The 18,331-nt window shown below is 40.4% G+C and carries 20 protein-coding genes; 14 read left to right on the forward strand and 6 right to left on the reverse strand.

Going from position 1 to position 18,331, the window contains the following annotated elements:
• Window positions 1-20: 20 nt before the first annotated feature.
• Window positions 21-1,211, forward strand: coding sequence for a glycosyltransferase (locus Q0590_RS03340; RefSeq protein WP_302036056.1), 1,191 nt, complete (start codon window positions 21-23; stop codon window positions 1,209-1,211).
• Here Q0590_RS03340 and Q0590_RS03345 read toward each other — a convergent pair.
• Window positions 1,158-2,402, reverse strand: a complete 1,245-nt coding sequence (locus tag Q0590_RS03345; RefSeq protein WP_302036057.1) for a glutamate-5-semialdehyde dehydrogenase — start codon at window positions 2,400-2,402, stop codon at window positions 1,158-1,160. The two genes, Q0590_RS03340 and Q0590_RS03345, sit on opposite strands and share 54 nt — an antisense overlap.
• 618 nt (window positions 2,403-3,020) lie before the next feature.
• Here Q0590_RS03345 and Q0590_RS03350 point away from each other — a divergent pair.
• From Q0590_RS03350 to Q0590_RS03400, 11 genes are all read left to right on the forward strand, one after another.
• On the forward strand, window positions 3,021-3,332 hold the full coding sequence (locus tag Q0590_RS03350; RefSeq protein WP_302036058.1) for a toxin-antitoxin system YwqK family antitoxin: 312 nt from the start codon (window positions 3,021-3,023) through the stop codon (window positions 3,330-3,332).
• Window positions 3,333-3,810: 478 nt separating this feature from the next.
• Window positions 3,811-4,281: an Lrp/AsnC ligand binding domain-containing protein gene (locus Q0590_RS03355; protein WP_302036059.1), complete on the forward strand. Its 471-nt coding sequence runs from the start codon at window positions 3,811-3,813 to the stop codon at window positions 4,279-4,281.
• Between the two features lie 142 nt (window positions 4,282-4,423).
• Complete coding sequence (gene sufB / locus Q0590_RS03360; protein ID WP_302036060.1) at window positions 4,424-5,869, forward strand: Fe-S cluster assembly protein SufB; 1,446 nt, start codon at window positions 4,424-4,426, stop codon at window positions 5,867-5,869.
• 90 nt (window positions 5,870-5,959) lie between these two features.
• Entirely contained in the window at window positions 5,960-6,712 is a 753-nt protein-coding gene (gene sufC / locus Q0590_RS03365) for a Fe-S cluster assembly ATPase SufC (RefSeq protein WP_302036061.1), read from the forward strand.
• A 124-nt stretch (window positions 6,713-6,836) separates the two neighbouring features.
• Window positions 6,837-7,367, forward strand: a complete 531-nt coding sequence (locus Q0590_RS03370) for a hypothetical protein (protein ID WP_302036062.1) — start codon at window positions 6,837-6,839, stop codon at window positions 7,365-7,367.
• 2 nt (window positions 7,368-7,369) lie between these two features.
• Entirely contained in the window at window positions 7,370-8,704 is a 1,335-nt protein-coding gene (sufD, locus tag Q0590_RS03375; protein WP_302036063.1) for a Fe-S cluster assembly protein SufD, read from the forward strand.
• A 115-nt stretch (window positions 8,705-8,819) separates the two neighbouring features.
• Window positions 8,820-10,046: a cysteine desulfurase gene (locus tag Q0590_RS03380; protein WP_302036064.1), complete on the forward strand. Its 1,227-nt coding sequence runs from the start codon at window positions 8,820-8,822 to the stop codon at window positions 10,044-10,046.
• A 12-nt stretch (window positions 10,047-10,058) separates the two neighbouring features.
• A complete protein-coding gene (locus Q0590_RS03385) occupies window positions 10,059-10,487 on the forward strand; it encodes a SufE family protein (RefSeq protein WP_302036065.1) in 429 nt (142 codons plus the stop codon).
• 55 nt (window positions 10,488-10,542) lie between these two features.
• Window positions 10,543-10,854, forward strand: coding sequence for an SUF system Fe-S cluster assembly protein (locus Q0590_RS03390; protein WP_302036286.1), 312 nt, complete (start codon window positions 10,543-10,545; stop codon window positions 10,852-10,854).
• An 80-nt stretch (window positions 10,855-10,934) separates the two neighbouring features.
• Entirely contained in the window at window positions 10,935-11,363 is a 429-nt protein-coding gene (locus Q0590_RS03395) for a BrxA/BrxB family bacilliredoxin (protein WP_302036066.1), read from the forward strand.
• Between the two features lie 97 nt (window positions 11,364-11,460).
• Window positions 11,461-12,009 (forward strand): GNAT family N-acetyltransferase, encoded by a 549-nt coding sequence (locus Q0590_RS03400; RefSeq protein WP_302036067.1) that lies wholly within the window; start codon window positions 11,461-11,463, stop codon window positions 12,007-12,009.
• A gap of 53 nt (window positions 12,010-12,062) precedes the next feature.
• Here Q0590_RS03400 and Q0590_RS03405 read toward each other — a convergent pair whose 3' ends face one another.
• The 3 genes from Q0590_RS03405 to Q0590_RS03415 are packed head-to-tail and all read right to left on the reverse strand — an operon-like array spanning window position 12,063 to window position 14,473.
• Window positions 12,063-12,818, reverse strand: a complete 756-nt coding sequence (locus Q0590_RS03405; protein ID WP_302036068.1) for a zinc ribbon domain-containing protein — start codon at window positions 12,816-12,818, stop codon at window positions 12,063-12,065.
• Window positions 12,819-12,823: 5 nt separating this feature from the next.
• Window positions 12,824-13,921, reverse strand: a complete 1,098-nt coding sequence (locus Q0590_RS03410) for a Nif3-like dinuclear metal center hexameric protein (protein ID WP_302036069.1) — start codon at window positions 13,919-13,921, stop codon at window positions 12,824-12,826.
• Between the two features lie 27 nt (window positions 13,922-13,948).
• Window positions 13,949-14,473: a DinB family protein gene (locus Q0590_RS03415; protein ID WP_302036070.1), complete on the reverse strand. Its 525-nt coding sequence runs from the start codon at window positions 14,471-14,473 to the stop codon at window positions 13,949-13,951.
• A 157-nt stretch (window positions 14,474-14,630) separates the two neighbouring features.
• Here Q0590_RS03415 and hemF point away from each other — a divergent pair, with 157 nt between their 5' ends.
• The gene (gene hemF / locus Q0590_RS03420) at window positions 14,631-15,524 is read left to right on the forward strand and encodes an oxygen-dependent coproporphyrinogen oxidase (RefSeq protein ID WP_302036071.1); all 894 of its coding nucleotides are present in this window, start codon (window positions 14,631-14,633) and stop codon (window positions 15,522-15,524) included.
• Between the two features lie 181 nt (window positions 15,525-15,705).
• On the opposite strand, the gene Q0590_RS03425 is transcribed toward hemF, so the two are convergent.
• The gene (locus Q0590_RS03425) at window positions 15,706-16,755 is read right to left on the reverse strand and encodes an ABC transporter permease (RefSeq protein WP_302036072.1); all 1,050 of its coding nucleotides are present in this window, start codon (window positions 16,753-16,755) and stop codon (window positions 15,706-15,708) included.
• Complete coding sequence (locus tag Q0590_RS03430) at window positions 16,748-17,683, reverse strand: ABC transporter ATP-binding protein (protein ID WP_302036073.1); 936 nt, start codon at window positions 17,681-17,683, stop codon at window positions 16,748-16,750. The genes Q0590_RS03425 and Q0590_RS03430 overlap by 8 nt, the downstream gene beginning before the upstream one ends.
• A 139-nt stretch (window positions 17,684-17,822) precedes the next feature.
• On the opposite strand from Q0590_RS03430, the gene Q0590_RS03435 reads away from it, so the two are divergent.
• Window positions 17,823-18,071 (forward strand): hypothetical protein, encoded by a 249-nt coding sequence (locus tag Q0590_RS03435; RefSeq protein WP_302036074.1) that lies wholly within the window; start codon window positions 17,823-17,825, stop codon window positions 18,069-18,071.
• Window positions 18,072-18,331: the final 260 nt, after the last annotated feature.

Here is an 18,331-nt window from a genome sequence, read left to right on the forward strand (position 1 = left end):
TGATTTAGCAAGTATGCACTATGCACGAGAGAAAGATCAAAATCTTACATACTATACGCCAGGGCGGTTTTGGAGGAGGAGAAACCTATTTATATAACCTGGTGACACGCCTTGACAAGGATATTATTGAGCCTGTGGTGTTGTCATTTACAGAGGGTGAGATGGTAGAGAAGCTAAGACAAGCAGGTATCAAAACTTATGTAATTCCAACCCTAAAGCCGTTTAATTTTGTTATATACCCCCAGGTGATCCAGATCCTGGAACAGGAGAAAATAGATGTTTTGCATATCCATGGTACCCGGGCTGGTACTAATACGTTAATTCCAGCCCTGTTGAAAGGAGCCAAGGTAATTTACACCGTACATGGATGGTCTTTTCATACAGGTAATTCTACACTAGCAACTCATTTACGTATTCTTTCTGAACGTTTTCTGACCCGTTTCGCTACACTAACTATATGTGGTTCGGCAGCTGATATTCAGCAAGGCAAACAATACTGCCCGGAAGGACACTACCAACTGATTAAAAACAGCATTGATACGCATTTTTTTACCCCTCACACATCTCATACAAGTCACCGGCATGAACTGGGGTTCGCTGAAACTGATCTAGTTATTTCATTTATTGCCCGGTTTACTTTCCAGAAAGACCCTCTTTCTTTTATTAAAGCAATTCCGGCTATTTGCCGGGAAGTTTCTGCAGCAAAGTTTCTAATGGTGGGTGAAGGAGAATTGAAAGAAACATGTATTCAGTTGGCTTCTGAGCTGAATATAGCAGACAAAATTGTTTTCTTACCTTTCCGCAAAGATGTAAAAGAACTTTTGCAGATCACTGATATTTTTGTTCTTCCAAGCTTGTGGGAGGTAATTCCATTAGGTTTGCTAGAAGCTATGGCTATGGAAAAAGCTTGTATAGCTACCCATATTCCAGGAACTACTGAAGCCATCACCGATCATCAGAATGGTATGCTAGTAGATGTTCATCAACCAGACCATGTGGCCAGAAAGGTTATTATGCTGGCTTTTAATCCGATACTACGCAAAAAATTGGGAAAAAATGCCAGACATACAGTGCTTACCCAATTTGGGATACAAGAGTTGGTTAAAGCCAATGAACATGTATATACTATGCTTACAGAACATGCAGTTACTTCACATTTAGCTACTGCGGACCTGGCCACTTCCCCGGATAATCCATTTGTAGCTAGTTAACTCTTCTAAAGCCATTGGCCCACGGGCATGCAGTTTTTGGGTACTGATACCAATTTCAGCTCCCAAGCCAAACTGTGCACCATCTGTAAAAGCTGTTGAGCTATTCACATATACGGCAGCGGCATCAACTACTGTTAAGAATTTTTCTATTACTTCCGACGATTGGGCAATAACCGCTTCGCTGTGTTTGGAGCTGTAGGTAGCTATATGATCCAGTGCATCCTCTAAAGTAGCAACAGTCTTAACAGCCATTTTTAATGATAGAAATTCTGTTCCGTAGTGTTCTGGTTGTGCCCTAGCAAGTAAGGCCTGAGGATAATGGCCTTCCAGCTGCCGGTAAGCTGGTTCGTCGGCAAACACCTGCACTTCTTTACTAGCCAATGGAGCAAGTAAATAAGCTATATCTGCTAACCTGCTTTGATGGATAAGCAGACAATCCAGAGCGTTGCATACACTCACCCTGCGGGTTTTAGCATTATGGATAATACTCTGGCCTATAGCCTTATCGCCACTTGCATCAAAATAAGTATGCACAATGCCAGCACCTGTTTCAATAACCGGCACTTTGGAGTGAGTCCGTACATAATTAATTAATGACTGGCCACCACGGGGAATAATTACATCTACGTAGCCGACTGCTTGCAGCATTTCTTCTATAGCAGACCGATCTGGAGGCAAAAGATGTACAATGTCATTGTTTAGGTTATGTTTTTGAAGCACACTTTGAATTAAAGTAACTATAGCTCTATTTGAATTGGCTGCATCACTTCCGCCTTTTAATAAACAAGCATTTCCGGATTTCAGGCATAAAGCGAAAACATCGAAAGTAACATTAGGCCTGGCTTCATACACAATACCAATTACGCCTAGAGGAACCGTAACTTTAGAAAGCTCTAGCCCATTTGGCAAAGTACGTGTAAGTAATGTCTTCCCTACCGGATAGGGTAAGCTGGCTACCTGCCGGATATCTGAAGCTATGCTCTTAATTCGTTCTGGTGTAAGTTTTAACCGGTCGTATTTAGCATCTTGCAAAGCCATAACAGCCAGGTCTTTTTTATTCTCTGCTAAAAGAATTTCTATAGCCGACTCAGCTGTATCCGCTACATCTACGAGCACTTGGTTTATTGTAGGTAGAGATAATAAAGGTATGGTGCGGCTTGCTTTTCGTATACGATCAAATATAGGGTTCATGGCTTTCAATATGTTAGATAACAGCTACTTCATAGAATGTTGATCTTCTTTACAAAGTCGTCTGCAGGGAACAACTATTCACACTATAACTTTTTCAACAAAAGCTAAATTTACTTGATATGGATAACACAATAAATATGACTTGTAAGATCACGTAAATAGGGTATTTAGCCTATGGCAAATGTAATATATCCAATCATAAAAATTGTACATTTACAATAAATATATAAAGTTTTTATAATTTTATTCTGATTTATGGAATCCTGGAACAGTAATTGTTTAAGTAAGATCAGGTTTAAGGTTAAAATAATATATGTGTTATTGAAAAAATCCCGGTTTATATAAGCCGGGATTTTTTATGGCTTATCTGTTAAGCTAATATTTTTAATACATTCATTTACTGAATTTTACAGACTATTTCTTATTTGTCCCGGCAATAATTTTTGTAATACTACTGTACGGAACCGTACACTCACTGCCCCAAAACGGACACTTTCTTACACATTTTAGTACCCTTTTTTATTAACTCTGCTACATATAATCTTTAAAAACAGTTACCAACATTTACTATGTGCAATATAGCTATATCTGTAGTATACCCATTAATTGTTAAGTTATATGTTTACCTTATTAACTCTTTTGTTTCTTCTACACGGGTCTCCTGCTACCTCTGCTAAACCATTACTCACAGAAAATTGCAAAGGTGAACTGAAAAACAACCTGAAGGCCGGACACTGGCAATGCTTCTACGACGATGGCAAGCTAATGCAGGAAGGAAACTATACAAACGGCAAAAAAGAAGGCATCTGGAAACTATATCATGCGAATGGAAAACTAGCCGGTGAAGGCCCCTATGCCAATGATGCCGAGAAAGGAAAATGGAAATTCTTTGACGATGAGGGTAAGTTAATATTAGAGCAGGAGTATTAGAATGAGCAAAGTTACGTAACATTATAAACCAAACGCATATCATAACAGAGGGGAACTTAAAAGCTCCCCTCTGTTATTTTACTATATCGTACTAGTAAAATTAGTGCATAAAAAAACGCACCGGTTAACCACTCCGGTGCGCACCTTACTTCATCAACAAACTAAAAACCAAATGAATTAATCTTGTTTGGCTGTAGGAGAAGGCTTCGAACCTCCACGGAGCGGTTAGCCATAGCTCACAATTTAACTTTAGTGGTCAACCCGTTAAGCTACGTTTATCCCGTTATCCCCACCCCCGAGACAGGAGGGCATGGCTGCCAATTTCATCATCCTACATTATATCTTCTGCTTTATTGTTATACAAAACTAACACTACTTACGTTATTTTGCAAATTTGGTAGTAAAATTTCTTAAAATTTATAATATTTACAATTTATTTGCCGTAAAATTTAAATTTTTATAAAACCTTATTTATAAAATGGATAAAAATTTAGAAATTGACAATACCGATTTACAAATCCTAGCCCTGCTAATGCAGGATGCTAATATGCCCTATACCGAAATAGGTAAAAAAGTTTTTGTTTCCGGAGGTACCGTGCATGTACGCATGCGAAAAATGATTGAAATGGGTATTGTAAAAGGTTCACAGCTTATTATTGATTATGCGAAACTGGGTTGGGATATCAGTGCTTACCTGGGTATATATCTGGATAAAAGCTCTTTGTATGCAGAGGTATCTAAAGAACTGGAAAAAATACCAGAAGTGGTTAGTGCTAATTATACTACCGGGAACTATAGTATCTTTGCCAAAATCATATGCCGCGACACGCAGCACCTACGCGAGGTTTTGCATGATAAAATACAGAAAGTCAGCGGAATACAGCGAACGGAGACATTTATTTCTTTGGAAGAAAGTATTAACCGCTCTATCCCTTTTGCCCGTAAATGAAGCTTTTTAGTATCTCATCTCGGGGTTATTTTCTAGGGTTGGAAGAGATTTATGAAAATATTTTGCAAATTGGTGAGCTTTTTAAAACAAATATTGTTATAGCTTTGTAGTTAAGAATGAATCTAAATAACGAGTTATTGATATGAGCAAAGACACTCAAATACTGGAGAACATTACGCAATCTGAATATAAATACGGCTTTGAAACCAAGATTGAAGCAGATGAGGCTCCAAAAGGGTTAAGCGAAGATATTATTAGATTTATTTCTGAGAAGAAAAAAGAGCCTCAATGGATGCTTGACTGGCGGCTGAAAGCATACCGTCATTGGCTTACCCTGAAAGAGCCTAGATGGCCTAATGTAACCTACCCGGAAATAAACTATCAGGATGTTATTTATTATTCTGCTCCCAAGCAAAAAATCAAACCTAATAGCCTCGATGAGATAGATCCTGAGTTACGGGCCACTTTTGAAAAACTGGGTATCTCTCTGGATGAGCAAAAACGCCTTACTGGTGTAGCGGTAGATGCGGTAATAGATAGTGTGTCTATTGCTACTACTTTTAAAAAGAAACTAGGCGAGCTAGGTATTATCTTTTGCTCGATGAGTGAGGCCGTAGAAAATCATCCGGAACTGGTAAAAAAATATATTGGCTCGGTTGTACCAGCCAGTGATAATTATTTTGCTGCACTTAATTCTGCAGTATTTAGCGACGGCTCTTTTTGCTACATTCCTAAAGGAGTACGCTGCCCGATGGAGCTTTCTACCTATTTCCGGATTAATGCAGCCAACACCGGCCAGTTTGAACGGACGTTGATTGTAGCAGATGAAGGCAGTTATGTAAGTTACCTGGAAGGGTGTACGGCTCCTATGCGGGACGAAAACCAGTTGCATGCCGCTGTCGTGGAAATTATTGCACACGAAAAAGCAGAAGTAAAATATTCTACTGTACAAAACTGGTATCCTGGCAGTAAGGAAGGCAAAGGCGGTATTTATAACTTTGTAACAAAGCGGGGCATTTGTTTGGGTGATTATTCTAAAATCTCCTGGACTCAGGTAGAAACTGGTTCGGCTATTACCTGGAAATACCCGTCTGTAATTTTGAAAGGAGATTATTCGGTAGGTGAATTCTACTCAGTAGCTGTTACTAACAATTACCAGCAAGCCGATACAGGCACTAAAATGATTCACATTGGTAAAAATACCAAGAGCCGGATCGTATCTAAAGGTATTTCTGCAGGCAAAAGCCAGAATTCCTATAGAGGCTTAGTAAGGGTATTACGCCGGGCAGAAAATGCACGTAACTTCTCTCAATGCGATTCCCTGCTGATGGGCGACCGTTGCGGAGCCCATACGTTTCCTTATATAGAAGTAGACAACCCGACTGCCCAGGTAGAACATGAAGCCACTACTTCTAAGATTGGTGAAGATCAAATATTTTACTGTAATCAGCGGGGTATAGATACCGAAACGGCTGTAGCCTTAATTGTAAATGGCTATGCCAAAGAGGTATTAAACCAGCTACCTATGGAATTTGCAGTAGAAGCACAAAAACTACTTGCCATTAGTCTTGAAGGAAGCGTTGGTTAAAATAAAACACATAGCATTAAATGAAGGCCTCATTAGTGAGGTCTTTTAGTAAATATATAATTCTCACTATCTACTTAACCTATACCAAATATGTTATCAATAAAAAACCTTCAAGCCAATATTGGAGATAAGCAGATTTTGAAAGGCTTGAATCTGGAAGTAAAAGCGGGCGAAGTACATGCCATTATGGGTCCGAACGGATCAGGCAAAAGTACCCTGGCATCTGTACTGGCAGGCCGCGAAGATTATGAAGTTACCGGAGGAGAAGTATTATTTTATGGCAAAGACCTGCTGGAACTTTCGCCGGAAGAACGTGCCAGAGAAGGTATATTTTTAGCTTTTCAGTATCCTATTGAGATACCAGGTGTAAGTACTACCAACTTTTTAAAAACAGCCGTAAACGAAGTAAGAAAGGCTCGCGGCCAAGAACCGCTGGATGCAGTGCAGTTTCTGACCCGAATGAAAGAAAAGATGAAGCTGGTAGAAATTAACCAGGCTTTACTGAGCCGTTCACTGAACGAAGGGTTTTCCGGTGGAGAAAAGAAGCGGAATGAAATTTTCCAGATGGCTATGCTGGAACCCAAACTGGCGATTCTCGACGAAACAGATTCTGGTCTGGATATAGATGCGTTGCGTATTGTAGCAGAGGGTGTAAACAAACTCCGCACAAAAGACAATGCTACCGTAGTAGTAACTCACTATCAGCGTTTACTGGATTATATTATTCCGGATTTTGTGCATGTGTTATATCAGGGCCGGATCGTAAAATCAGGTCCCAAAGAACTGGCTCTGGAGTTGGAAGAAAAAGGATACGACTGGATTAAAGATGAAGTATCTGCGTAACTACAGTCTTCAGTAACTTGCTTCCGGTCTTTGGGGCAGAAAATTACGGTTTACATGTAAACAGTTAGAAAGTATGCTCAGCTTTACTTTCAGCAACCAGAGACTACATACGAAAGACTAATTTATGAACAACTTCTCCCGGTATCCGAAAACGTTATCTTCTGGTATCCATAACACAGTTATTGCACTTTCTGAAGTGGAAGTAGCCAAATTGTTTGATGAAGATACCCGCTCGGATATTGGTTCAGAGGCAGAGAAAATGAAGTTTGCTAACCGGGTTAATGGACTAGTAGTTAAGTTTATCAGACTTGATTTTGATGAAGAGAAGAAAGCAGAAATGCTGGTGATGGAGAGATTATACCCGGTAGATTTCCGTGCTTTTGAATTAGAGAAACGAGAGTTGTGGCTAGATGTTTTTGAGGATGAACTAAAAGAACTTCACAAAGCCGGCTTTGCTCACAGGGATATAAAAAGGCCATCGGATGCATTAGGGCTAGCTTTTGATAATATTTTTCTCACCTTTACCGGATTGCGGTTAATTGATGTTGGCATTTCAGCTTTACGTTCGCAGGTGGGGGAAAAACTATTCGATTACTATAGAGAACAAGAATTAAAAGAAGTGGCCTTATTCAAGGAATTTTTTTTAACCAGATAATCATGAACGAAACTACCACATATACCACAGATCTTAAATCAAGACTGCTTTCCAGCTTTTCTCAATTCGAAAAGGAATTAAATGGTAGCATCTCCTCCCCCATACATACCCTCCGGAAAGATGCCCTTGAGCAATTTGACCGGTTGGGTTTTCCTACCACCAAACACGAAGAGTGGAAATATACCGATATAAAAGGGCTGTTGAAACAGGATTTTGACTTTGCTCCTACTAATAATGGCGTTTCTACATCAGTTTATGATGTTCAGGATTTACTTATACCGGATGCAGAGGCGAACATCCTTATATTTGTAAATGGTATATACCAGGTCGGTTTGTCCAAAATAGTAAGTCCTTCACAAGATATTATCATTAAAGACTTTACGGAAGCCTATACTACGCATGCTTCTGTAATAGATTCCTACTTTGCCAAATTTGCGGCGTATAATACCAATGCTTTTGTTGCGCTAAACACAGCTTTTGCACAAAAAGGCAGTTTTATCTATGTACCGAATAATAAGATCGTAGAAAAGCCGGTTATTATTTATCATATAGCAGATACCAGTGTAGGCAAACCAGTGTCTATGCCCCGCAATCTGCTGGTAACTGGTAAAAATAGTCAGGCGAGTGTAGTAGAAGTGTATCTGACCAAAGGAGAAGGAACCAGTTTTGCTAATACGGTTACAGAGATTGTTATACAAGAGAATGCCAGCCTGGAGCATATCAAAATTCAGAATGAAGGAAGCGAAGCCTACAACATTGGCACTACGCAAGTATACCAGGTAAGGGATAGCAAGTTTTTCTCAGTGACTATTTCATTGAACGGAGCTATTGTACGCAACGATTTGAATATTGTACTGGATGATCAGAATTGTGAAGCTAACTTATATGGTTTGTATATGCCAACTGGCAAAACCCATATAGATAACCATAGTCTGGTAGACCATGCCAAGCCACATTCCTATAGCAATGAATTGTACAAGGGTATATTAGATGGCAAATCTACCGGTGTGTTTAATGGGAAGATTTTTGTGCGGCAAGATGCCCAGAAAACCAATGCTTTCCAGTCAAATAGAAATATCCTGCTTTCCAAAGAAGCTTCGATGAATACAAAGCCGCAGCTGGAAATTTTTGCAGATGATGTAAAATGCTCGCATGGGGCTACTACTGGTCAGTTGGATAACGATATGCTCTTTTACTTGCGCTCTCGAGGAATAAGTCTGGAAAAAGCCAAAGCCCTGCTAATGCATGCCTTTGCAGCCGATGTAGTGAATCAGATTAAAATAGAACCAGTACGGCATTACATAGAAAATGCGATTACCAGCCGCTTAACTGAATAGTTTTCTGGTATTTTTTGTTCAGAACATAAGTACCCCTAAATCCCCTAAAGGTGCTATAAAAAGTCTCTTTAGGGGATTTAGAGGCAATACTACCAACACCTAAACTTGCAACACGATGTACAAAGTATTTGATGTACTGGAAATACGGAAGGATTTTCCTATTCTCAACCAGACCATTCATGGCAAACCACTGGTATATTTCGATAATGCAGCCACTACCCAGAAACCTCAATCGGTTATACAAGCCATCAGTGAATATTACCAGGAGTTCAACGCCAACATTCACCGGGGTATTCATACTTTAGCCGAGAAAGCTACTGCCGAGTATGAAGGCACCAGGGAAATGGTGCGTAAGTTTATTAATGCATCCTCTACAGATGAAATAATTTTTACCCGTGGTACTACAGAAAGCATCAATCTGGTTGCTGCTACCTTTGGCCGTCAGCAGGTAAAAGCTGGCGATGAAGTAATTATTACCACCATGGAGCATCATTCCAATATTGTTCCCTGGCAAATGCTGTGCGAAGAAAAAGGTGCTACGCTGAAAGTTATCCCTATTAATGATGCAGGCGAAATTATTCTGGAAGAATACGAGAAACTGCTCTCCGAACGTACCAAACTCGTAGCAGCCGTTTATGTATCTAACAGTTTAGGTACGATTAACCCAGTTAAAGAAATCATAGACCGGGCGCATGCGTTTGGCGCCAGAGTACTGATAGATGGTGCACAGGCGTCCGCTCATTTAGATATTAATGTGCAGGAACTGAACTGCGATTTTTATGCTTTTTCCTCCCATAAACTGTATGGACCTACTGGTATAGGTGTATTATATGGCAAGAGAGAATTACTGGATTCTATGCCTCCCTATCAAGGTGGTGGTGAAATGATAAAAGAGGTATCTTTTGAAAAAACGACCTACAACGAATTGCCCTATAAATTTGAAGCAGGTACACCCAATATTGCCGATACAGTGGCTTTTAAAAAGGCTCTGGAATATGTGAATGAAATTAGCAAACCGGTAGCTGCCGAGTATGAACATGAATTACTAACCTATGCAACGGAATCTTTACAGGAAATAAATGGTTTACGCATAGTAGGTACGGCCAAAGAGAAAATAAGCATTGTTTCTTTTGTGGTAGAAGGCGTTCATCATCAAGACATTGGAATTATACTGGATACACAGGGAATAGCTGTACGCACAGGCCACCACTGTACACAACCGTTAATGCAGCGGTTTGGTATTCCTGGCACCACACGGGCTTCCTTTGCCATGTATAATACAAAAGAGGAAATAGATAAACTGGTGAAAGGCCTACATAGAGTAGTAAAGATGTTCAGGTAAAAGAATTAACTAATGACCATAAACCAGATACAAGACGAGATAATAGAGGAATTTGCTCTATTCGATGATTGGACCGATAAATATGAGTACATTATTGATATAGGCAAAAAACTTCCTCCCTTATCTTCAGAATATAAAACGGAAGAGAATAAAATAAAAGGTTGCCAGTCGCAGGTATGGTTGCATGCGCATATGGATGGCGACAAACTTTTGTTTGAAGGAGATAGTGATGCAGTAATTGTAAAAGGCTTAATTGGTTTACTGATCCGGGTTTTGTCTGGCCAGAAGCCGGAAGATATAGCCAAAGCTACTTTATATTTTATAGATAAAATTGGCATGAGCCAACATCTGGCCCAAACCCGTTCCAATGGGTTGGCTTCTATGGTGAAACAGATGAAGCTCTACGGCATAGCTTTTCAGGCAAAACAAGAAGTAAAATAAATGTATAGAGTTTATTCTCTATTGACTAGCTCTAACCCAAAACGTTAAACGAATGATGACAGAAGCAGAACTACGGGACAAAGTAATGGATGCCATAAAAATGGTTTATGATCCCGAAATTCCGGTAGATATTTATGAACTGGGCCTGATCTATGACATTAAAATTTACCCAGTGAATAATGTATATATCTTAATGACCTTAACTTCGCCTGCCTGCCCGTCTGCCGGAACCATTCCAGGGGAGGTAGAAGAGAAAATTCGGGCTATTGAGGGAGTAGGCGATGTAAACGTAGAACTAACCTTCGACCCGCCCTATACCCAGGACATGATGTCGGAAGTAGCCAAACTAGAATTAGGCTTTATGTAAACAAGTGAATTATCAGTCGGCGCATTGCCAGTAGTTATTCAGCACATTTTCAAATTATTCAATTTTCAAATTATACACCTATGTACCCCGAACAATTAGTTGCTCCCATGCGCCAGGACTTAACGGTTGCTGGTTTCCGGGAATTAAGAACTGCCGATGAGGTAAAACAAGTATTGGATGAAACCACAGGTACTACACTGGTTGTAGTAAACTCTGTATGCGGTTGTGCAGCTGGTGCTGCCCGTCCAGGTATAAAAATGGCCCTTCAGAACAGTGATGCACATCCGGACCGTCTGGTAACAGTTTTTGCTGGTGTAGACAAAGAAGCTGTACAAACTGCCAGAGATTATATGTTGCCTTACCCGCCTTCTTCTCCGTCTATTGCCTTATTTAAAGATGGAGAACTGGTACACTTCATTGAACGGCACCATATTGAAGGCCGTAATGCACAAATGATTGCCAGCCATCTGATTGAAGTGTTTGATGAGTATTGTGACGAAGAAGATTAATATCCGTAAATATTTCTATTTACAGAGCCTTACAGAAATGTAGGGCTTTTGTTTTTACGCTCAGTTTATTTTTTCATATTAGCTTGAAATATTGAATATGTTTGAGATACATACCCAAAGGCTCCGGCTTATTCCACTCAATTTGCAAAACTTACTGCTGTTGAAAGAAGACAGAGCCGCCATGGAAAAAAATTTAAACCTGGCTATTTCACAGCAAGTCATAGACCCACCTATACAGGCAGAAATTGCCGATGCCATTGATTTCTGGATAGTAAAAGTAAGCCAGAATGAAGAAAATTATCCGTGGTTCACGAATTGGGAGATGGTGTTGAAAGAAAAAAATGTATCCATTGGCGGAATTGGGCTAACAGGTGCACCAGACAAACAGGGTCAGGTGATGGTCGGATATGGGCTTGATAAAAACTACCATAATCAGGGATTTGCTACCGAAAGCTTACAGGCACTTATTCAGTGGGTGTTCAAAAACCCGGATGCCAAAAGTATTATTGCCGAAACCAAAGCAGATAATGTAGCTTCCCAGAAAGTACTTTCAAAAAATGGATTTAAACAAGTTGACCGGAAAGAAGATCTGATGTTATGGAAACTGGAAAGAGAAGCCTGGGAAACAAAAAAGCCTGCCAACTAATGGGCAGGCTTATATAATTTTATAAGTGCAGCACAGATACTAGTTACCGAATTTTATCTTCTGCTTTTTTCTTTCTCCACTATCACTACATCTTCTACATCGGCAAAGATACGTCCGCAGTGTTCGCATACAATAATCTTTTTCTTATCGCGGATATCAGCCTGACGTTGCGGAGGAACCGTATTGAAACATCCGCCACAAGCTCCTCTTTTTACCATCACTACTGCCAGGCCGTTCAACGCATTGCTTCTGATTTTGTCATATGATTTCAATAACCGGTCTTCAATGTGCTGTATTTGCTTTTCCCGTTCTTCCCTCAGCTTATTTTCATCCTCTTCGCTCTCCGACACAAGCGCTTTCAGTTCGGTATTCTTGGTATTTAAATCTTTTTTTCGTTCAGAAAGTATACCTTGTGTATTTTTAATCTCATCCTGCTTACGGGCTATTTTTGCGTTGGCTTCATTAATCCGCTTGTCGGCCAGTTCCATTTCCAGTGTTTGCAATTCTATCTCTTTGGTAATGGCATCGTATTCGCGGTTGTTCCGCACATTCATTTGCTGATCTTTGTATTTATTTATCAGCTTTTCGGCTTCTTTTTTGGCTTGCTTATTCCGGTTTATTTCCTCCTCCAGAACAGCAATATCCTTTTCAAATTTTCCGACCCTGGTTTCGTAGCCTGCTATTTCGTCTTCCAGATCCATTACTTCCTCCGGAAGGTCGCCACGTACTTTCTGAATGGCGTCTAATTTGGAATCTATCTGTTGCAGGGTGAGCAAAGCCTCAAGTTTCTGTGCTACTGTTCTTTCCATTGAGTTCAAAGGTAAAAGATAGGATTGGTTATGATTTTTGACAAAATGAGTGCAATATTAGTAAATTTTTGGGACAAATACGTATGAATCAATTCTTTTGTAAATACTTCACTTTCATAGTGCCCAATATCTGCCAGAATAATTTTTGCATCAGCATCAAAAAACTCATGATACTTTACATCTGCTGTAATAAAAACATCGGCATTTTGCCGGATGGCATCTGGCAATAAAAAAATACCGGCTCCCCCACAGATAGCAATCTTTTGTATTGGTTTGTTGCGCAGACTTGTATATTTAATGCAATTCAGCTGCATTTGAGTTTTCAGATAGGATAAAAATGCTTTCTCCTCCATCGGCTGCGGCAGTTCGCCGATGGCACCGGAACCCACATCCTGGTAGGCATTTTCCAGCGAAGAGAGATAATACGCCACTTCTTCATACGGATGTGCTTGCCTTAAAGCTGCTAACACCCTTCCGGAAAGATAAGCCGGCATAATTACTTCTACCCGTTCCTCCTGCACCTCTTCTGGTTTATGCTGGTTCCCAATATGCGGATTGGCTTCTTCATTGGGTGTGAAGGTTCCGGTTCCGGCCGTACGGAAACTGCACCCGGAATAATTTCCAATATTTCCGGCCCCTGCTTCATACAAGGCATTCAATACCTGGGTGGTATTTTCAACCGGAATAAAAGTTACCAGTTTTTGCAATAGCTGTTTCTTGGGAGACAGAATACGGACTTTTTCTAATCCTAGTTTTTGGGCTATCTTAAAATTTACTCCGCCCTTTACATTATCCAGGTTGGTATGAATCGCATAAATGGCAATATCATTTTTTATAGCTTTCAGCACCGTCCGTTCTACATACGTTGCACCTGTTAGCTTTTTCAACCCTTTAAACACAATAGGATGGTGAGCAATAACCAGGTTACACGATTGATTAATAGCTTCTTCTACTACAGCCTCCGTAGCATCCAGGCTGATCAGCACTCCTTTTACCTCCCATTCGGGGCTGCCAGTAATTAGTCCGGCATTGTCGTAGCTTTCCTGGTAGGTAACCGGAGCCCAGTGTTCCAAATAGTTTGTAATATCTCTTATTTTAGGCATAGCTCAATAGTCATTGGTCAGTAGTCATTATACATTTCCCAGATATTTTTCCCGGATCACATTCAGGTGGTGCTGCTCGTGGCCGGCAATGACAAATAGAATAGCCCTGGCAGAAATATCTTTTCCATTGGCATTCCCTAGTTGAGATAAGCTTTCTTCGGTAAAACTATTAAACAAAAGCAAATTGGCTTCTCTAATCAACTGGTATTCTTTCAATACATCGGCAAAAGAGCCGATAGTGCTTGCAGCATGCTGGGCATATATATTTTCATCGAAACCCGGCAAGGCTTGTTTTTCGCCTCTGGCAATACACAAAGCCCGGTAACTCATCACCCGTTCGGTATCTACCATGTGCCGCAGCAATTCCAGCAAAGACCATTTTCCGGGTGCATAGCGGTAGTGGAGTTGTTCTGGAGTCAGCGAAGTAAATAACACGGTTACTTCATTCATCCCTTTTCTTAGCTGCGCCAACACATCATTTCCTTCTACTAAATTAATGTACCGGCTTGTATAGGGGCTTTGGGCATATTCATTTTCTTGTGGTTTGTTCATAGGTGTATAATTGTTTTATGATTTGAGCGTATCGTATTTATAGCCTTACCATCTAAAATATCGTACTTTTGTTGCAAGTAAATAAAAATGCACCAAATCGGCTACAGGTATAGAACAATGAATAACAGCTAATTTGGTAGTTAAGTATAAAGATACTATGCACAAAGAAGAAATAACGCAATGGTTTCAAGGATTGCAGGACCGTATATGCCATGCTATCGAACAGACAGATGGCAAAGCCACATTTGCGGAAGATCTATGGGAGCGGCCTGCCGGGGGTGGCGGCAGAACCAGGATTATTCAGAAAGGCACTATTATAGAAAAAGGAGGAGTACTTTTCTCGGCTGTTCATGGGCAAACACCCCAGAATATATTAACTGCTTTGAAACTCGAGGAAGCCGACTTTTATGCCACTGGTGTTTCTATTGTGATGCATCCCTACAACCCCATGGTACCCATTATTCATATGAATGTGCGGTATTTTGAAATGAGCAATGGCACCTACTGGTTTGGTGGCGGCATTGATCTTACTCCCCATTATGTAAATGAAGCAGATGCCAGCTATTTCCATACGCAGATAAAGCAAGCCTGCGACAAACATCATCCTACGTACTACCCCAGATTTAAACAATGGGCAGACGATTATTTTTATATTAAACACCGGCAGGAAACCCGGGGCATTGGCGGCATTTTCTTCGACCGGCTTTCTGCGACAGAAGACGTAACCAAAGAGCAACTTTTTGCTTTTGTACAATCTGTTGGGGAAACTTTTGCGCCGGTGTACACTTATTTTATGCAGAAAAATGCTCAATTACCTTTTGGCCCCCACGAAAAAGAATGGCAACTGGTACGCCGTGGCCGCTATGTAGAGTTTAATCTGGTATACGACAAAGGCACCAAATTTGGCCTGGACACAGAAGGCCGCACAGAATCTATCCTGATGAGTTTGCCCCCTCAAGCCCAATGGCACTACAATCATCAGGTGCAACCCAGAAGCAAAGAAGAACAAACCTTACAACTCCTGAAAAAAGGCATTGACTGGGTGAAGTAAAATGTCACCGTTTATTGAGGGTGTTGAATACTCATGTATAGTACTCATCAGAGAGTAAACTTGTTAAGTTTTGGAGACCTAACAGGTTTACCCCCATTGATTACTTCTATCTACTACAGATATCTTTATTTTTAGCACTACAACTGGCTATTATCTATTGACCTCTGACCGATACCAATACTTAATACCACTTAAATACCCGCAAGCCAATAATAAACGATATTATTCCATAGCCAAGAAGTAACACTACTTGCAAGGCTATTTGCGGAAAATCGGCTGCTTCATTAAATACACTGCGCAAGCCGTCTGCCAGCAGGGTTAAGGGCACATACCGGATTATTTTTACGGCCCACTCCGGGAAATTAGTATAGCTAAAAAATACCCCCGACAAAATAGTCATAGCCAGAGTAACAAAATTGATAATTCCACTACCTACCTGATTCCGCTCCGGCCGGGAGGCTATGAGTATGGCAATTCCTCCGAAAGCAATATTACCGGCAAGAAACAACAGAATCACATTCAATAAGCTGCCTTGTATTTGCAAGTCAAAAACCAGGTAGGCTAGCAGAACCAACAGTATATTTTCAAAAAAAGTAATTAGTAGCCTGGTAGTGAATTGGGCTAACAGAAATTCTGATTTGCTCATGGGAGTAGCCACCATGCGGCGCAGCAGCTTTTTAATACGCAGTTCTATTAAATTCCACCCAATGCCCCATATACAGGAGTTCATTAAGCCAAAGGCAATCATTCCCGGAATAAGGAAATCAATATAACGGCTACCCGGGGTAGATACGGCTCTTACCGTAGAAGCACCAGCCGGAGGTGAATGCAGTTTTTTCTCCAGCAATAAGTATTGCAAATTGGCTTCTTCATTGGCTGGGTCGAAATGATAAATTAGATTATTGTTTGCTGCCGGTTCTACCACCATGACTACTTCTCCCCTTTTCAACTTGAGAAAAGCCTGCTCTGGCTGAGCCACAAGTAAGGTTATTTGCCGATTACTTACTGAATCAAAAGACTGGCTTTGCAAACGGGCAATACCTGCATGAATAGGTGTAAAGGTATTTTCAATAATGGCTACACTGCTTTCTTTTACCCCTTGTTGCGAAAAAGCAAACCCTAATATTGCCGACAAAGCCAGTGGAAACAGCACCGACCAAAAAAGTACCTCTGGCTCCCGGTAAAACTCTTTAATCTGTAAGGTCACCAGATTGATAAATGAATTATTCATGCAAGCTCCTTCCTGTCATCGTTCTGAATAAATCATCTAAGGTTTTTTTACGGCTCTCAAAGGAAGTAATGGTATTTCCGCTGCTTTCTACGAGATTGAGCAGTACAGGCAATGTATGTGTAATACTTTCCACGGTTAACATCCCTTTTACTCCTTCTTCTATCCAATGAACATCCTTTACACCCCTTATCTCATACAAACTATTGGTTGCTAGTGGGCTACTTACCTGAAAGGCAATTACTTCTCCAGGATCATAGCTAGTCAGCAGCGTAGCTAAGGTATCGTCCGCCAGAATTTTGCCTTTGTCAATAATGACAATCCGGTCGCATAAATAGGCTGCTTCTTCCATATAGTGTGTCGTCAGAATCATGGAAGTGCCTCTTTCTTTTTTTAACTGCATCAGAATATCCCATATTTCCCGGCGGGCATTGGGGTCAAGGCCGGTAGTAGGTTCATCTAATAATAAGAGTTGGGGATTATTTAGCATAGCTACACCTAATGCCAGTTTTTGCCGTTGGCCGCCAGAAAGGGTTACCACATATGCTTTCGCTTTCTCTTCCAGGCGGATGGTTTGCAGAATTTGCCTGGTAACCTTCTTGCCTAACTTGTAAAAACTACCAAACAAATCCAGAACTTCGCTTACGGTCATTTTATCAGTAAACTTTGTCTCCTGCAGAGATATTCCCATAATAGTACGCAGAAAGGCAGCATCTTTCTGCCAGGTTTTGCCTTGTATGGTAATACTTCCACTATCTGGTTTTTGCAAGCCCTCAATCATTTCTACCAGGGTGGTTTTGCCAGCCCCGTTAGGACCCAGTAAAGCCACATATTCATTATACCCAACCGAAAGAGTCAGGTTATCTACGGCTTTTACACCTTTAAAACTTTTTGTAATAGCTTGGATAGTTATCAGAGGAGACGTATGCACCAGCGTAAGAAGATTTATAACAAGAATAACCCCATATACGGAAGCCTGTTACAAAAATTTGATTAAAAAGATAAAAAAATGAAAAACTGTATACATTGTTTGTAACTTTTCCTTTCCACTTACGTATACTTTCTCATATTTGCTAAAAATCATTAGAAATAGTGAATTTAGCTTATCAGGATTAAAAGGATTTGGAAAGGAGCTTAGGCTAGAGAAAAATTCTTTTAATCCTTTTTTATTGCCCTTCCCATCCCTTTCTTCTACTAAGAGGCTTACACATCCATTTGAGCCATGGAATTTCATTTTTGTCTTTTATCTCACATTTACATCTACCACCTATGCGGTTGTCGGTGCAGCAACAGCGTGGCTTATTTTAGCCTGTGGGTAAGCCGGAGATATACGGGATAGGCATTTCAAGGGTAAAATAAGCTCTGTTGGTACTATATTTTTCTTTTGTTACAGCCATACAAGCTGTCTCAAAGCTTACGCTTTGCCCTCTTTTGGACAAGCAAAAGAAAAGGAAGGCAGTAAGGTGAAATTTCTATAATTAAGTCTATACTTCAATTAGAATAGCTGATACTAAAATCTTCCTATTGCCAATTGTAATTATCTTAGCACCAACTTCCCTGTTCATTTCCATACAACCAC

Origin of the sequence: Rhodocytophaga aerolata (genome assembly GCF_030503435.1) — a bacterium.
Classification (GTDB): Bacteria; Bacteroidota; Bacteroidia; order Cytophagales; family 172606-1; genus Rhodocytophaga; species Rhodocytophaga aerolata.

What these genes read in the sequence shown, in the direction of transcription:
- Q0590_RS03340 (WP_302036056.1), top strand. Translation starts at nt 21, where the DNA reads ATGCACGAGAGAAAGATCAAAATCTTACATACTATACGCCAGGGCGGT.
- Q0590_RS03345 (WP_302036057.1), bottom strand. Translation starts at nt 2,402, where the DNA reads ATGAACCCTATATTTGATCGTATACGAAAAGCAAGCCGCACCATACCT.
- Q0590_RS03350 (WP_302036058.1), top strand. Translation starts at nt 3,021, where the DNA reads ATGTTTACCTTATTAACTCTTTTGTTTCTTCTACACGGGTCTCCTGCT.
- Q0590_RS03355 (WP_302036059.1), top strand. Translation starts at nt 3,811, where the DNA reads ATGGATAAAAATTTAGAAATTGACAATACCGATTTACAAATCCTAGCC.
- sufB (WP_302036060.1), top strand. Translation starts at nt 4,424, where the DNA reads ATGAGCAAAGACACTCAAATACTGGAGAACATTACGCAATCTGAATAT.
- sufC (WP_302036061.1), top strand. Translation starts at nt 5,960, where the DNA reads ATGTTATCAATAAAAAACCTTCAAGCCAATATTGGAGATAAGCAGATT.
- Q0590_RS03370 (WP_302036062.1), top strand. Translation starts at nt 6,837, where the DNA reads ATGAACAACTTCTCCCGGTATCCGAAAACGTTATCTTCTGGTATCCAT.
- sufD (WP_302036063.1), top strand. Translation starts at nt 7,370, where the DNA reads ATGAACGAAACTACCACATATACCACAGATCTTAAATCAAGACTGCTT.
- Q0590_RS03380 (WP_302036064.1), top strand. Translation starts at nt 8,820, where the DNA reads ATGTACAAAGTATTTGATGTACTGGAAATACGGAAGGATTTTCCTATT.
- Q0590_RS03385 (WP_302036065.1), top strand. Translation starts at nt 10,059, where the DNA reads ATGACCATAAACCAGATACAAGACGAGATAATAGAGGAATTTGCTCTA.
- Q0590_RS03390 (WP_302036286.1), top strand. Translation starts at nt 10,543, where the DNA reads ATGACAGAAGCAGAACTACGGGACAAAGTAATGGATGCCATAAAAATG.
- Q0590_RS03395 (WP_302036066.1), top strand. Translation starts at nt 10,935, where the DNA reads ATGTACCCCGAACAATTAGTTGCTCCCATGCGCCAGGACTTAACGGTT.
- Q0590_RS03400 (WP_302036067.1), top strand. Translation starts at nt 11,461, where the DNA reads ATGTTTGAGATACATACCCAAAGGCTCCGGCTTATTCCACTCAATTTG.
- Q0590_RS03405 (WP_302036068.1), bottom strand. Translation starts at nt 12,818, where the DNA reads ATGGAAAGAACAGTAGCACAGAAACTTGAGGCTTTGCTCACCCTGCAA.
- Q0590_RS03410 (WP_302036069.1), bottom strand. Translation starts at nt 13,921, where the DNA reads ATGCCTAAAATAAGAGATATTACAAACTATTTGGAACACTGGGCTCCG.
- Q0590_RS03415 (WP_302036070.1), bottom strand. Translation starts at nt 14,473, where the DNA reads ATGAACAAACCACAAGAAAATGAATATGCCCAAAGCCCCTATACAAGC.
- hemF (WP_302036071.1), top strand. Translation starts at nt 14,631, where the DNA reads ATGCACAAAGAAGAAATAACGCAATGGTTTCAAGGATTGCAGGACCGT.
- Q0590_RS03425 (WP_302036072.1), bottom strand. Translation starts at nt 16,755, where the DNA reads ATGAATAATTCATTTATCAATCTGGTGACCTTACAGATTAAAGAGTTT.